Origin of the sequence: Verrucosispora sp. WMMA2121, assembly GCF_027460185.1 — a bacterium.
Lineage (GTDB): Bacteria > Actinomycetota > Actinomycetes > Mycobacteriales > Micromonosporaceae > Micromonospora > Micromonospora palythoicola.
Map to the genome: position 1 here is coordinate 1 of NZ_JAPZBH010000005.1, position 15,000 is coordinate 15,000.

Here is a 15,000-nt window from a genome sequence, read left to right on the forward strand (position 1 = left end):
CCCGACCGATGTCGCGCTCCCGGCGGCGTAGGCCGTCCGTGACGATCCACCGGTCACCCACCGCGTCGTCCGGAGACGTGGCCCGGTCACCGGCGAGCACCACGGGCCGGTCCCGCTCCACCACCCCCTGTTCCAGCAGGGGAAGCAGCGACTCCGGACCGCCGCTGACCGTCGGCACGTCGGCGGTCAGCACCGCCGAGGCCGGCGGCACCGGCCGCCGCACCTCGTACACCTCGATCGCCGCCGGGGAGCCGGCACCGTCGTCCACCGGGCTGCCGAGGGTCCGGGACAGCGCCTCGGTGGTGCCGAAGGTGGCCACCCGGGCGATACCGGGCGAGTCGGCCAACGCCCGACGCAGCACCGTCACCGGCGGCGCGTCGACCTGGGTCCGGTCGAGGTCGTTCCGCAGCAACAGGTGCCGGAAGCCGGAGCGGGCGAGCAGGTCGGCCAGGCCGGCCGAGCCCCGGCCGCTGGCCAGTACCTCCTCGACGCTGTCCATCATCCGGGTGTTGCCCGCCGACCCCAGCGGGATCTGGTTGCGCACCGCCCACGGCGCCTCGGCCAGCGCCTGCAACGGCTCGTCGACGGTGCGTCCCCAGTCGTACTGTCCGAAGCCGGAGCCGGGCACCACCAGCGTGCGGGCCAGCGCGTCGCGGTCGGCCAGCCAGGTCGCCGCCGATCGCCAGTGCGGCGGCAGGTCGGACCAGCCGGGGCCGGGACGCAACAGGCCCAGCCACGCCGGTGCGGCCGCACCCAGCACGAGCAGCAGCACCGGCACGAAGATCAGCGGACGCAGCCGGATCCCGGGCCGGCGGCGGGCCAGGGCGTGATGCATCCGGGTGGCCACCGCGTCGACACCGTGCGCGAAACCGAGCATCAGCGGCAGCCGCAGCACCGGGTCGAGCTTGTGCACGTTGCGGAACGGCGCCAACGGCCCGTCCAGCAGATCACGGACCACCCCGGAGAGCGGACTGTCGACCGCCCCGACGTAGCCGATGGTGAGCAGGGTCAGCCCGGTGAGGAACCCGGTCACCAGGAAACGCCGCTGCGGCAGCAGGTTGCCGGCCAGCCCGGCCAGCCCGATCAACGCCACCACCGCGGTCAGCGCCATCAACACCGGATGGTCGATCAGCAGCCAGCCCGCCGGCCACCACGGCTCGCCCTGCACGATGTACGCGACCCACTGGTTGGTGCCGCGTACCGCCTGGAACAGGGAGGCCACCGCGGTGGTCGTGGTGGACGACTCGATGTAGTCGAGGAAGGGGAGGCTGTACTGGCCGAGCAGCAGCAGCGGCACGATCCACCACAGGCAGACCCCGACGACCCCGACGCACCACCAGGCGACCAGCCGTACGTGCTGCGCGTCCCACCGTCGGGTGAGCAACCAGACGCCGGGCAGCAGCAGGGCCATCAGCACCACCGCCGCGTTGATCCCACCCATGCCGAGCACGGCCAGCGCGGAGAGCGCCGCCGCCCGGCGCGGAGAACCGATCCGGCGTACGGTCACCAGCGGCAGCAGCACCCAGGGCAGCATCGAGGCGGCCAGCGCCTCCGAGGAGAGCGCGCCGACCTCGGTGAGGATCCGCGGGGCCAACGCGTAGCCGAGCGCCGCCGCGTACCGCGTCGGTTCGGTGCCGATGTGCAGCGCCCGGGCCAGCCGCAGCAGCCCGTAGAAGGCGGCGACCAGCAGCAGTGTCGTCCACAGCCGCTGCGTGATCCAGGGCGGTACCGCCAGCCACTGCCCGGCGGCGAAGAACGGTCCCATCGGGAACAGGTAGCCGTACGCCTGGTTCTGCAACTCACCCGAGGTGGCTTCCGGGTTCCACAGGTGCAGCGCCCGGGCCATGAAGTGGATCGGGTTCGCGGCCAGGTCGAGTTTGGTGTCGAAGGTGACCTGACCGGGTCGCTGGCCGAAGGCGATCGCGGTGAGCAGCAGCAGCGACAGCACCGTGCCGGGCGAGCGGCGCAGCCGCGCCGGAATTCCCCTCATCGGCGGCACTCCGGCGGCAGGCAGCTCAGGTCGGCCAGCGCCGAGAAGAAGATGCGCCGCATCCCGCCCGGCTGCTCGGTGACGAAGACCCGCCCGCCGGTGACCTTCGTGATGGCCTTCAGCTCCTCCGGGTCGATGTCCGCACCGAGACCGATGAAGATGATCGGCAAGGGGCGGCGTGGTTCCTGCAACCGCTTGAGTTCGGCCAGGAAGTCAGCGCGGCCGATGCTGTCGTCGTCCTCGTTGCGCCCGTCGGTCATCACCAGCACCAGGTTGATCCGGCCCGGCGTCCAGTTGCGGCGCGCGTCGCGGTACGCGGCCAGCGTGCTGTCGTACAGTCCGGTGCCGCCCTGTGGTTTGACCCGGATCTCGGCCAACGCCTCGGTCAACCGTTTGCGCTGGCTACCCAGTGGGCGAACCGGCAGGATCTCGCGGTGGTCCCGGTCACCGTCGACCTTGGTGGAGAAGGCCCAGATGCCGAGTTCGCTGTTGTCCAGCAGCAGCGCCGCCCCCTCCCGAGCGGCCCGCACCGTGGCGTCGAGTCGGGTGCCACCGGCGGGTACCGGCGCGGCCATCGAACCGGAGATGTCCAGCAGGGTGAGGATCCGGGCGCTGCGCTGGACGCCGCTCCAACCGGTCAGCACGTCGCTGACCGTCTGCTCGGCGGGCAGCGGCACCGGCCGACGTTCCTCGGCCCGCAGCCGGTCGTCATCCGGCATGGCCGGCGGGAAACCGGCCGCGGTCCGGAAGCCGTAACCGGCGAACACCTCCCGGGCCTCGCCGGTCAGCAGCGTGTCGAGGAACGCGCCAGCGGCGTCACGGGCCCGCCCCTGCGCGGCGGGCAGCACCACGTACGGCAGGTCCAGCCAGGGCACGTCGACCTCCGGGTACGCCGCCACCAGCTTGCCGCTGGCCGCCAGCGCGTTGTGTTCCAGCACCGCCTGTTCGCTGGCGGCGACGACGCTCACCCGGCCGGGCAGGTCCTGGTTCGGGGTCAACGAGCTGGTTTCCTCGGCCGGGCTGAAGGTCCGCTCGGCGAGCCGACGCAACGTGGCCGCCACGGTCGCGGCCGAGTCCCGGTTGTCGTCGGCCAGTGCGCGGGCGCCGAGCAGGGCGCCGACCCCGGCCGGATCGGCCGCCGGATCGGGCAGCCCGACCTGGACCGCTTTCGCCCGGGTACCCAGGAGCGACGCCCAGTTCAGCGGCTTGTCCGGCCAACCGGATCGCCGTGCGATCCGGTCGGTGACGGCCAGCACGACCGGGGTGCTCGCCACCGACGTGCCCTGTCCGGGTACCTCGAAAGCACCAGCGGCACGGGCCCGGCGCAGCCAGAACGTCGACTCCGGCAGCCACGCGTCGGCCACGTCGCCGTCGTCGGCGAGTTCCCGGGCGACCGCCACCGACGGTCGGGCCCGCACCTCGACGGAGACGCACGGTTGGCTTCCGGCGTTGGCTCGCGCCACCCGGTCGAGGGCCGGGGCGATCACCGGAGCGGCCACCACTCGGAGCCGGACCTGTTCGACGCAGGTCGGGGTGCCCCGATCAGCCCGGATGTACGACACCGCCGCCCAGCCGGCGAGCAGCAGCGCGAGGGCGGCACTGAGCAGCACCACCGGTGAACGGCGGGACAGGACGCGCGCCGGCGCGGGACGGTCGGCAACCACCGCCGCCTCACCTCCTCGTCACGCCTACGGACGATGTCCCACCGCAGGTCACAACACCTGCCGCGACGACATCGGGCACCAGACGCCGGGCATCGCACGCGGTTGCGCTGCACACCCTGCCAAGGTTTCGGCCCGTCGGCAAACCCCTCGTCCCCGACCCGTTACCGGATCGTCGCCGCCAGATCTGCCCATTGCGCAGCCGGGCCGGACCGCCCTAGGGTGGCGCGATCGTGCTCACTTACTCACCAGTAGGAGCAGCGTGGACAACACCGACACCCCCTCCCGCCACGTCCTGTTCCTCAACTGGCGAGACACCACCAATCCCGAGGGCGGCGGCTCGGAGGTCTACATCGAGCGGATCGCCGCCGAGTTGGTCACCTTCGGTCACCGGGTGACTCTGCTCTGTGCCGCCCACGACAACGCCGGGCCGGCCGGGACCACCGAATCCGGCGTACGCGTGCTGCGGCGCGGTTCGCGGATGACCGTGTACCTCCGGGCGGCGCTGGTCTGCCTCGCCAGCCGGTTCGGCCTGGGCCCGCTGAGCCGACGAGGTCTCGGCCGACCGGACCTGATCGTCGACGTCTGCAACGGCGTGCCGTTCTTCGCGCCGCTCTACGCCGGGCGGCCGGTCATCGCGCTGGTCCACCACGTGCACCGGGAGCAGTGGCCGGTGGTGTTCGGACCGTGGATGTGCCGACTCGGCTGGTGGATCGAATCCTGGCTCGCGGTACGGCTCTACCGGCGGTGCCGCTACGTCACGGTCTCCGAGGCGACCCGCGCCGAGCTGGCGACCCTCGGCGTCGACGCCGAACGGATCGACGTGGTACCCAACGGAACCCCTCCGGTGACCGGTCCGTCCCTGCCCCGCACCCGCAACCCGTCGCTGCTGGTGCTCGGCCGCCTGGTTCCGCACAAGCGGGTCGAGATCGCCCTGCGTACGGTCGCCGAACTCGCCGCGGAGCTGCCCGAGTTGGAGCTGGTGGTGGCCGGGCAGGGGTGGTGGGAGGAGCCGCTGCGCGAGCGATGCGCCGCCCTCGGCATCAGCGACCGGGTGCGGTTCACCGGCTTCGTCAGCGAGGAGGAGAAGCACGCCCTGCTCTGCTCGGCCTGGCTCGCGCTCACCCCGTCCCTCAAGGAGGGCTGGGGCCTGACCATCGTGGAGGCGGCCGCCCGCAGCACCCCGACCGTGGCCTTCAGGTACGCGGGCGGGGTCGCCGAGGCGATGGTCGACACCGAGACCGGCCTGCTGGTCGACGACGAGCGGGAGTTCACGGCGGCCGTTCGGGAACTGCTCGCCGACGACGTCCGACGCAAGGCGATGGGCGAGGCGGCCCTGTCCCACGCCGCCCGCTACACCTGGACAGCGACCGGCGCCCGGTTCGCACAGCTGGTCACGGCGGCAACTCCGCGCAGCGGCTGATCAGCCGGGCACCCGAACGATCCTGGACACGACGAAAGGCGCCCGCGTACTGCGGGCGCCTTCGCGCCGTTCGAGGTCAGCGCGTGCCGTACAGCGGGGCCTCGGTCTGCTCACTCACCTTGGTGTTGGCAGCCTCCTTGGCGGACGGGCTGAGCACGTTCGCCAGACCGACGCTGCCGAGCATGCCGAGCACGACCCCGAGTACCCCGACGGCGACGAACGCGGGCAGGTTCCTCATCCACCTTCTCCTTCCGCGGGACTCGCGTGCCGGGACGCTACCACGCGGTAGCACAATCGCGCAGTGCCCGAAAAAACGAGGACCAGCACCACCGTTCCGGCCAACAGGTGCGCCAGGCCCACCGGGCCGGGACGGCTCGGCCGCGCCGCCGGACGCCACGCCGGATTCTCGTACAACGTCAGCTCGGCACCGGCGTACACCGGCCGCAGTCCGGCCAGCGTCGCCGGGTCCGGGGTCGGGCCGGCGGCGCGCTGCACCAGCACCCAGCGCGGGCCGGCCGCGGCCACCGGCTCGCCGGCCACCAGCAGCTCACGCAGCCGGGCGGCGCGCGGGTCCTCACCGGCGACCGCGGTACCGTCCACCCGCAGCGTGTCGTCGATCAGGACCGGCACGCCGAGGTAACGAGGCGCCGGATCGATCACCACCCGGCCACCGTTCCACGCGTAGCTCTGATACTCCTGGAACGGCAGCGACACCACCTCGCCCGGCCGCTCGTCGACGAGCCGCGCCACCGTCTCCCAGTCCGCCGGCCACGCCACCGGCCGCAGCCGTCCCGCGCCGCCGACGGCGAGGTCGGGCAGCACCGCCAGCGGCAGCAATGCCGCGCCGGCCAGCAGCACCCGCCCGGTGGCCTGGTCGAACCGGGTCGCGAGGCGTCCCGCCAATCGCTCCGCGCCGAGCGCTCCGGCGACCACCAGCAGCAGCACGTACGGCATCAGCAGCTTCTGCCCGTCGCGGAGCAGCCCGGCACCGGGCACGGCGGTGACCAGCCAGCCCAGCAGGCTCGCCCCACCGGGCAGCACCCCGAGCGCGGCACCCAGCCACGAGGCGACCGCCAGCAGGCCGAGCCGACCGACGACCGGCGCCGACCAGCGGCGCCACAGCACCGGCACGCCGTACCCGGCGACCGCCAGCACCAGCAGCGTCGCCACGGGTATCAGCCATCCGCCGCGGGACGCCGGGGTGGCCTGTCCGTTCCAGATTCCGCCGGTGCCGGCCAGCGCCACCAGCGGCCCCGCCCAGTTCTCCGCGCGGGCGGCGAAGACCGCCACCCCCACCGGGTCGGAGCGGCCTGAGCCCGTACTGACGAACCCGGCCACCAGCCACGGCGCGTTCAGCAGCAGCGTCGTACCAATCCCGGTCAGGGCGGTCCGGGCCGCTCCCGAGTACCGCCCGACCAGCAGCACGGTGACCACGACCAGGGCGAGCAGCCCGCCGGTCGGAGTGATCGCGGACGCCGCCGCGGCCAGCAACAGCCGACGCAGGGCACCCCGCTCGCCGTCACGCACCCCGATCGCGGCCCGCACCAGCCAGGGCAGTGCGGCGTACGCGACCAGCAGCCCCCACTGCCCGATCAGCAGCCGCTCGGCCAGGTACGGCGTCCACGCGTACCCGAGGGCGGCCACCACCCGCACCCCGACCCGCTGCGTCGGCACCAGCCGCGCGGCGCCCAGCGCGGCCAGGTAGAGAATCGCCACCAGCACCAGTCGTTGCAGCAGCCACCCGGGGAGCAGCTGCGAGACCAGCGCCACCACGGCGTCCTGCGGGACGGCCCGGGGCAGGGCCGTGGCCGGGGCGATGACCTCCCAGCTCAAGGCCGGCCGGGGCACGAAGACCATGTCGTAGCGCAGCACGTACCCGGGCAGGGCCAGCGGCGCCAGCACCACCGTCGTCACGGTGGCGGCCACCACGTGCGGCACCAGCCGTTCCCGCATCCGTCGACCTCACCACTGCCGGCGCGCGGCGATCGGCCGCGCTGGTGGCGGCCACTGTACGCGGCCGTGGTCGGGCCGATGACCATCGAACCATCCGTTGACCTGATGTAAGGCGCGACGGTCGGTGTGGCAGTGTTCCCGCCATGGCAGCGAACCCTTCCCCGCCTTCCCTCACGGTCGACCGGACCGTTGGTCCGGACGCGCCGCGCCGGGACCGGGTTGATGCGGGTTCGTCGATGCCCACGGGGGGTGCCCCGGCGGCGGAGGGCACCGGCGGTTGGCTGGGTGCGGACCGGATCCGGACGGTGGCGCTCGCGATCGTCGCCCTCAGCGTGCTGTGGCGCGCCCAGTTGGCCTCGCGCGGCTTCCTGGCAGCCGACGACTACGTGATGATCACACAGGCGGCCGAGGCCGACCTGACCGTCGGGCACCTGCTCACCCTCTACAACAACCACCTCATGCCCGCCGGCCGGCTGATCACCTGGCTGATCACCGAACACCTCGGGATGGTGTACTGGCCGTACGTGCTGCTGATGGCGCTCGGCCAGGCGATCCTCGGCATCGCCTTCCTCCGGTTGCTGCGCCGGCTGCTGCGACCGTCCTGGCTGTTGCTCCTGCCGCTCGGCGCGCTGATGTTCAGCCCGTTGACGCTGGAGGCCACGTCGTGGTGGGCCGTCGGGGTCAACATGCTGCCGATGCAGATCGCCATGGTGCTCGCGGTGAGCGCACAGGTCAGCTACGTGCAGACCGGGCGCAAGCGGCATCTGCTGACGCTGGCCCTGTCCGTGCTGCTCGGCCTCGTCTTCTTCGAGAAGGCGATCCTGGTCGTCGCGCTGGTCTTCCTGCTCACTGCCGCCCTCTACGCCGACGGCGGCTTCTTCCGTACCCTCTGGATCACCCTCCGCCGCTGGTGGCCTTCCTGGTTGCTGCTGACCGCGCTGTCGCTCGGCTTCCTCGCCGCCTACCTGATCAACTCGGAGTCCTCGCTGCGGCGGCCGACATCGGTCGGCGAGGTGTTCACCTTCCTCACCCAGATGCTCGGGTCCACCGTGATGCCGGGCCTGGTCGGTGGGCCGTGGCGATGGCTGGGGGCCGGGGACGGCGCACCGGTCGCGGCACCACCGGAACTTGGCAGGTGGGTGGCCTGGACCCTGGTCGTGGCCCTGATCGTGGCGACCGTACGCCGCCGTCGTCGCGCCGGCCGCGCCTGGCTGCTGCTCGGGGCGTACCTGGTCCTGGTGGCGGGCATGCTGGCCGCGACCCGACTCGGCTCCACGTTCAGCGGGGTCGCCGGTGGCGTGCCCCGGTATGTCAGTGACGTCGTCGTGGTGGCCGCCATCTGTCTCGGCGTCGCCGTGGTCGGGCTGGCCCGGCCGTCCCGGGGCACCAGGGAAACCGAACCGGCAAACCTCGACATCTCGCCAGCGGGACCGGAGGTCCACCCGAAACCAGCGGACGTGACGACTCCGGACCGCACCGTGGCCGTACCGAGCAGCGCCCCGACCGCACCGGACCCCGTGTCGTCCACCCCGCCGGCCGGCTCGACCACACCGGTGCTGGCCGAGTCGGTCCGGACCGGGCCACCGAGACAGGTGGTGGCGAGGCTCGGCGTCATCCACGCGGAAGCTCCCGTCGACCCCGAGCCGCAGCCCACCGCAGCAGCCGAGCCGGTGCCGTCGGTGCTGACCCCCGAACGCGTGCCGGACGGTGCGGCCGGCGCAGTCGACAGCCCGGGGCCGGTCGCCAGCCAGCACCCGGCCGGTGGGCCGGATCCGGGCGACGCCACGGCTCCATCGGCGTCCCCGCGCCAGGCCGTCGAGCAACCGGCCGAGCCGGAACGGCGACCGCTGGTCGCCGACTCTCCTCCTCCGCCCGGGCTGTTCGGTCCGCTGCCGGAGCGCTACCGGGAGGCGGTGCACGTCGTGCTCGCCCTGGTGCTCGTCGCCGTCTGTTTGGGCACCGTCTGGACCACGTCCCGGTACAGCGACGAGTGGGCGGCCAAGTCCGGCAGGTCGTACGTCGACACGGTGCGGATCGAGATGGCCAGCGCGCCGCCGGACACCGTGTTCTTCGACGGCCCGGTGCCCAACGAGGTCGTGCCCAACCTGTCCTGGCCGTACAACCTGCAGTCCCGGTTCTTCCGTGCCTTCGGCACCCGCCCCACGTTCGTGGACGAGGCCGACAACCTGTCGGTGCTGGACTCCCTCGGCCGGATCCAGGTGGCCACGGTCATCGGCAGCACCATCCAGCCGGGACCACAGGAAGGCTGCGGCTACCTCGTCTCCGGCGGGCAGAGCGTACGGATGCCGCTCAACGAGCCCCGTCAGGACTGGCACTGGGTGGTCCGGATCGGCTATCTCAGCTCGACGACCGGCACGGCGACGCTACGGCTCGGCACCGGCACCGCCGAGTTCCCGATCAAGAAGGGCCTCAACCAGCGATTCTTCCGCATCATCGGCGGCGGGGACTCGGTCGAGTTGACCGTGCGCGGGACGGACATCTCGTTCTGCACCAACGAAATCGCGATCGGCAACCCGGCACCGAAGCCCGAGTAGGCCGAGCCGGCATGGCCCAGACCACCAGCAGGGACGTCGCACGGGTGCGACTCGGCGCGGCCGGTGCCGCGGTCACCGTCGCGACCGTGGTGACCAATGCCCTGGCGTACGTCGTTCCGATGCTCGGTGCGCGCCGGCTCACCGCCGCCGACCTGGGCGCGCTGGCGACGGTTCTCGCGCTGGCCGCGATCGCGGCGGTACCCGGCTTCGGTCTGCAGATCGCGGTGGCCGCCCACCGGGCCCGCCGGGGCGCTGGTGACACCCGCCGTCTCGGGTTACGAACCGCAGCCCTCACGGCCGGGGTGACGACTGCCGCCGCACCGGTGCTGACCGTCGCCCTGCGGCTGCCGCTGGCACTCACGCTGCTGCTCGCCACCACCACGTTCGCCACCGTGCTCAGCGGGCGGTGGCTCGGCGAACTCCAGGGGCAGGAACGTTTCCTGCGGCTCGCCGCGGCGATGGTCGCGGTGGCCCTCGGTCGCTACGGGGGACTGGTCGCCGGGCTGCTGCTCGGCCGGGGGCCGGAGGTGTGCCTGCTCCTGACCACCCTGACCGGCCTGTTCGCGCTGCCGCTCCTGGCCCGTCTCGCCAGTTCACCCGAGTACCCGCGACCGGCCGACCCGGCCACGTCCGATCGCCCCGATGTCGTGACCGGGACGTCACCCGCCCGGCACCCCGCCGGGCAGCGACTAGGGGCGCGGCAGGTGATGACGGCGTGCGGCGCGACGCTGGCGATGCTCACCATCTCGTACGCGGACCTGATCCTGGCCCGCCAACTCCTACCGGCGGCCGACTCCGGCGCGTACGCCGTCGGCGCGGTCCTCAGCAAGGGTGCCCTCTGGGCGCCTCAGGTCGTCACGCTGCTGGTGCTGCCCCGGCTGGCCCAGGGTGATCGGCGGGCCCGACTGGTGGCCCTGGCGCTGATCCTGGCGTGCGGGGCGGTCCTGGTGGTGAGTTCGGCGGTCGCCGGCGAGCTGGCCTTCCGGCTCGTCGGCGGCGCCGATTATCTGCACCTGGCAGGGACGGCGCCGATGTTCGCGGCCGTCGGGGCGCTCTACGCGGTGGTCTTCATGCTGGTGAACGATCGGGTGGCGACCGCCGCGCGATGGCCCGCCGCGCCGCTCTGGCTGGCGACGGCCGGGCTGACCGCGGCAGCCGCCCTGGTCGCGCCACGCACCGTGACGGGGGTGCTGAGCTGCTCGCTGACCGTCGCCACGCTGTCTGCCGTGGTGATGGCCTGGCTGGTGTTCGTGCGCGGTCGGCACTGACAGGCGGGACATCCGACCGTCACCAGGAGTGACAATTCGGCCTGCCCGCCACGTTGAACGGGCACGACTGGGGATCCGTGGCGACTCGGGCTCCCCGACGGTGGTTCGGTTGGCTACCGTGGTTCTCTTCCGGAGTAGGATCCCCTGGCTCCGCATGCGGTACGTCGCTAAGAGGTAGTTGTGACGCTGTACGGCGAAGAACGCCCCCCGCCGGCCGACGATCGGCCGACGGTGCAGGTGACTGCGGTCAGTTGGCCGATCGAAGAGCCGGTCCGACCGGCGCCCGTTCCGCCGGACGGCGACCGATCCCGCTCCCGCCGATTCCGGCTGCTGCTCGCCTCCGGCGTGGCCACCGCCGTGCTCGGCTCGGTGGGCGCGGTGGCGGTCTGGGCCTACGCGGGTGACGTCCCGCGCGGCACCAGCGTCCTCGGTACCGAACTCGGTGGGCGCAGCCGGACGGACGCCGCGCGGGAGCTACAGGCGCAGCTGGACCGCCGGGCGGCCGAACTCCAGGCCCCCATCCAGGTACGCGTCGGCGAGCGGACGGCCGAGATCAATCCCGCCGAGGTGGGGCTCACCGTCGACGTGGAGGCCACCGTGGCCGCCGCCGCCGCGACGAGTGCCCACGCCGTGGACCGCCTGGTCGGCTCGCGGGAGGTCGAGCCGGTTGTCTCGGTGGACGTGCCGAAGCTGGAGACCGCGCTGAAGGAGCTCGTGGGCGACCAGGGCCGGAAGATGACCATGCCGGCGATCACCTTCTCTGGTACGAAGCCGAAGGTGCGCTACCCGAAGTCCAGCCTCACCATCGACCCGGAGCATTCCGCCGAGGTCGTCAAGCAGGGCTGGTTGAACGGGCAGCCGGTGACCGTCCCGCTTGTCGAGAACCACCCGGCCACCACGGCCGAGGAGGTTGACCGGCTGGTCGCCGAGCTGGCCGAGCCGGCGGTGGCGGCACCGGTCAAGCTGACCACGGAGCGTGGTTCGGTCACCATTCCGCCGACGGCCATCGCGAAGGGCCTCCGGTTCAAGGCCGACAAGACCGGCAAGCTCACGCCCAGCGTGGACGTCAAGAAGCTGAAGGCCGCGCTCGGCAGCAAGCTCGACACCGTCGAGGTGGCCCCGAAGAACGCCACGATGAGCATCTCTGGCGGCAAACCGAAGGTGAAGGACGGACGGCCCGGCAAGCAGGTCGACACCAGCAGTCTCGGTAGCGACCTGCTCGCCGTCCTGCCGAGCGGCACGGATCGTACGGTCTCCGCCGAGCTGAAGCCGGTCGAGCCGAAGCTGACCGCGGCGAAGCTCCGCAGCCTGGGGATCAAGGAGAAGGTGTCGTCCTTCACCACCAACTTCACCGGCGGGCTCTCCTCGCCCCGTAGCCAGAACATCGTGACGATCGCCAACGATGTGAAGGGCACCGTGGTCCTGCCCGGCGAGACGTTCTCGCTGAACGGTCACACCGGCGAACGCGGCTACGCCCAGGGCTACCGGGACGCGCCGGTGATCCTCGACGGCAAGTTGGTGCCGGGCGTCGGCGGCGGCACCTCGCAGTTCACCACGACCCTCTTCAACGCCTCCTACTACGCCGGCTTGGAGGACGTCGAGCACAAGCCCCACTCGTACTACTTCAGCCGGTACCCGGCGGTCATCGAGTCGACCATCTTCTGGCCCAACCTCGACTTCAAGTTCCGCAACAACACCGAATACGGCGTGCTGATCGACACCTCCTACACCGGCAGTTCGGTGACGGTATCGATGTGGAGCACAAAGATCTGGGACAGCGTGAAGACCGAGTACGGCCCGCGGCGGAACATCACCTCGCCGAAGACCGTCTACCTCGAACCGGGCCCGAGCTGCATCCCCGCCAACGGCAGCCAGGGCTTCACCCAGGACGCGTTTCGGGTGATCAAGAAGGACGGCAAGGTCGTCAAGCGGGAGAAGTTCAGCTGGACCTACAGTGCGGAACCCCGCTTCATCTGCGCCAAGAAACCCGCCTGACGTCCACCGGGCGCCAGCTCGGTCACGGCCCCGCCCGCCTCCGCGCCGGCGGGGCCGTTCCCTGTCGAGGCGCTCCGACGAGCTTCGCGACTATGCCTGACCGACTTCTCGACGGCGCCGCCTACCCAGGTCATCGGGAGACGGCGTCGGAACCATGCGTTCTTCCTGCACCCGGATCTCCAGGCGAGAGCGATAGGCAGCCGGATGCCAGATCTCCTCGAACGAGCCGCTAATCGCGCCGCCGACACCGCGGCGACGAACACGTGCTGGGCCGAGGGCGTAAGCCGGAAGGAGCCCCAACGCGTTTGAGGGCCACCCCATCAGGGGTGGCCCTCAAACGAAGAATGTCCGGCGGTGTCCTACTCTCCCACACCCTCCCGGGTGCAGTACCATCGGCGCTGGAGGGCTTAGCTTCCGGGTTCGGAATGTGACCGGGCGTTTCCCCTCCGCCATGACCGCCGTAACCTTATCAACATGTCAAACAACACCAATTTGCTGACACTATCGTGTCAGGGGTGTGTGTTTGTTTGTTGTGAGTTACACAGTGGACGCGAGCGATCGTTGTAGTCAAGTCCTCGGCCTATTAGTACCGGTCAACTGAACCCGTTACCGGGCTTACATTTCCGGCCTATCAACCCAGTCGTCTAGCTGGGGGCCTTACCCACCCGAAGGTGGTGGGATACCTCATCTTGAAGCAGGCTTCCCGCTTAGATGCTTTCAGCGGTTATCCCTTCCGAACGTAGCTAACCAGCCGTGCCCCTGGCGGGACAACTGGCACACCAGAGGTTCGTCCGTCCCGGTCCTCTCGTACTAGGGACAGCCCTTCTCAAGTATCCTACGCGCACGGCGGATAGGGACCGAACTGTCTCACGACGTTCTAAACCCAGCTCGCGTACCGCTTTAATGGGCGAACAGCCCAACCCTTGGGACCTGCTACAGCCCCAGGATGCGACGAGCCGACATCGAGGTGCCAAACCATCCCGTCGATATGGACTCTTGGGGAAGATCAGCCTGTTATCCCCGGGGTACCTTTTATCCGTTGAGCGACACCGCTTCCACACGCAAGTGCCGGATCACTAGTCCCGACTTTCGTCCCTGCTCGACCCGTCAGTCTCACAGTCAAGCTCCCTTGTGCACTTGCACTCAACACCTGATTGCCAACCAGGCTGAGGGAACCTTTGGGCGCCTCCGTTACCCTTTAGGAGGCAACCGCCCCAGTTAAACTACCCACCAGACACTGTCCCTGAACCGGATAACGGTCCGAAGTTAGATACCCGAATCAACCAGAGTGGTATTTCAAGATTGCCTCCACCCATACTGGCGTATGAGCTTCACCGGCTCCCACCTATCCTACACAAGCCGACTCAAATACCAATGTCAAGCTATAGTAAAGGTCCCGGGGTCTTTCCGTCCTGCCGCGCGTAACGAGCATCTTTACTCGTACTGCAATTTCGCCGGGCCTGTGGTTGAGACAGTGGGGAAGTCGTTACGCCATTCGTGCAGGTCGGAACTTACCCGACAAGGAATTTCGCTACCTTAGGATGGTTATAGTTACCACCGCCGTTTACTGGCGCTTAAGTTCTCCGCTTCGCCCCGAAGAGCTAACAGGTCCCCTTAACGTTCCAGCACCGGGCAGGCGTCAGTCCATATACATCGAATTACTTCTTCGCATGGACCTGTGTTTTTAGTAAACAGTCGCTTCCCCCTGCTCTCTGCGGCCATACAACGCTCCACCCGCGCGGGGCTTCACGTCTCCGGCCCCCCTTCTCCCTAAGTTACGGGGGCAATTTGCCGAGTTCCTTAACCACAGTTCGCCCGATCGCCTCGGTATTCTCTACCTGACCACCTGTGTCGGTTTGGGGTACGGGCCGCTCGAAACTCGCTAGAGGCTTTTCTCGGCAGCATAGGATCACTGACTTCACCTGACTCGGCTCGGCATCACGTCTCAACCTTCATGCACCACGGATTTGCCTATGATGCGGTCTACACGCTTACCCCGGCACAACCACCGGCCGGGCTCAGCTACCTTCCTGCGTCACCCCATCGCTTGACTACTACCCGCCAGGTTCCCACGCTCCCCAACCTCGACCCGAAGGTCTCGGCTGGTTCGGGTGGTTAGCACAACGAGGTTCGTCAGGGACGCTCCTTCGCGGGT

At 70.3% G+C, this 15,000-nt stretch carries 8 protein-coding genes and 2 rRNA genes (1 of these 10 only partly in view); 4 read left to right on the plus strand and 6 right to left on the minus strand.

The features are described from left to right. Together O7605_RS08605 and O7605_RS08610 are read right to left on the minus strand one after the other, a co-directional pair. Positions 1 to 1,990: DUF3367 domain-containing protein (locus O7605_RS08605; RefSeq protein WP_269738766.1), on the minus strand; the 1,990-nt coding region annotated here is incomplete at its 3' end. Beyond that, the gene (locus O7605_RS08610; RefSeq protein ID WP_269737373.1) at positions 1,987 to 3,654 is read right to left on the minus strand and encodes a substrate-binding and VWA domain-containing protein; all 1,668 of its coding nucleotides are present in this window, start codon (positions 3,652 to 3,654) and stop codon (positions 1,987 to 1,989) included. The genes O7605_RS08610 and O7605_RS08605, both read right to left, overlap by 4 nt. A gap of 259 nt (positions 3,655 to 3,913) precedes the next feature. On the opposite strand from O7605_RS08610, the gene O7605_RS08615 reads away from it, so the two are divergent. Continuing rightward, positions 3,914 to 5,074, plus strand: a complete 1,161-nt coding sequence (locus O7605_RS08615) for a glycosyltransferase family 4 protein (protein WP_269737374.1) — start codon at positions 3,914 to 3,916, stop codon at positions 5,072 to 5,074. 76 nt (positions 5,075 to 5,150) lie between these two features. On the opposite strand, the gene O7605_RS08620 is transcribed toward O7605_RS08615, so the two are convergent. Both O7605_RS08620 and O7605_RS08625 read right to left on the minus strand, forming a co-directional pair. After that, positions 5,151 to 5,312: a hypothetical protein gene (locus O7605_RS08620; RefSeq protein ID WP_164449583.1), complete on the minus strand. Its 162-nt coding sequence runs from the start codon at positions 5,310 to 5,312 to the stop codon at positions 5,151 to 5,153. After that, positions 5,309 to 7,027, minus strand: a complete 1,719-nt coding sequence (locus tag O7605_RS08625; RefSeq protein ID WP_269737375.1) for a hypothetical protein — start codon at positions 7,025 to 7,027, stop codon at positions 5,309 to 5,311. Before O7605_RS08625 ends, O7605_RS08620 begins: the two co-directional genes overlap by 4 nt. 236 nt (positions 7,028 to 7,263) lie before the next feature. On the opposite strand from O7605_RS08625, the gene O7605_RS08630 reads away from it, so the two are divergent. From O7605_RS08630 to O7605_RS08640, 3 genes are all read left to right on the plus strand, one after another. Continuing rightward, on the plus strand, positions 7,264 to 9,582 hold the full coding sequence (locus O7605_RS08630) for a hypothetical protein (RefSeq protein WP_269737376.1): 2,319 nt from the start codon (positions 7,264 to 7,266) through the stop codon (positions 9,580 to 9,582). Between the two features lie 11 nt (positions 9,583 to 9,593). After that, entirely contained in the window at positions 9,594 to 10,850 is a 1,257-nt protein-coding gene (locus O7605_RS08635) for a polysaccharide biosynthesis protein (protein WP_269737377.1), read from the plus strand. A 180-nt stretch (positions 10,851 to 11,030) separates the two neighbouring features. Continuing rightward, positions 11,031 to 12,845, plus strand: coding sequence for a VanW family protein (locus O7605_RS08640; RefSeq protein WP_269737378.1), 1,815 nt, complete (start codon positions 11,031 to 11,033; stop codon positions 12,843 to 12,845). A 346-nt stretch (positions 12,846 to 13,191) separates the two neighbouring features. Here the strand turns inward: O7605_RS08640 and rrf are convergent. After that, positions 13,192 to 13,308: ribosomal RNA gene (rrf, locus tag O7605_RS08645) — 5S ribosomal RNA — on the minus strand. A gap of 100 nt (positions 13,309 to 13,408) precedes the next feature. Further along, positions 13,409 to 15,000 (minus strand): 23S ribosomal RNA (locus O7605_RS08650) (it continues 1,518 nt past the right edge of the window).

Coding starts and splice junctions, on each gene's coding strand:
- O7605_RS08625 (WP_269737375.1), bottom strand. CDS start 7,027: ATGCGGGAACGGCTGGTGCCGCACGTGGTGGCCGCCACCGTGACGACG.
- O7605_RS08620 (WP_164449583.1), bottom strand. CDS start 5,312: ATGAGGAACCTGCCCGCGTTCGTCGCCGTCGGGGTACTCGGGGTCGTG.
- O7605_RS08635 (WP_269737377.1), top strand. CDS start 9,594: ATGGCCCAGACCACCAGCAGGGACGTCGCACGGGTGCGACTCGGCGCG.
- O7605_RS08630 (WP_269737376.1), top strand. CDS start 7,264: ATGCCCACGGGGGGTGCCCCGGCGGCGGAGGGCACCGGCGGTTGGCTG.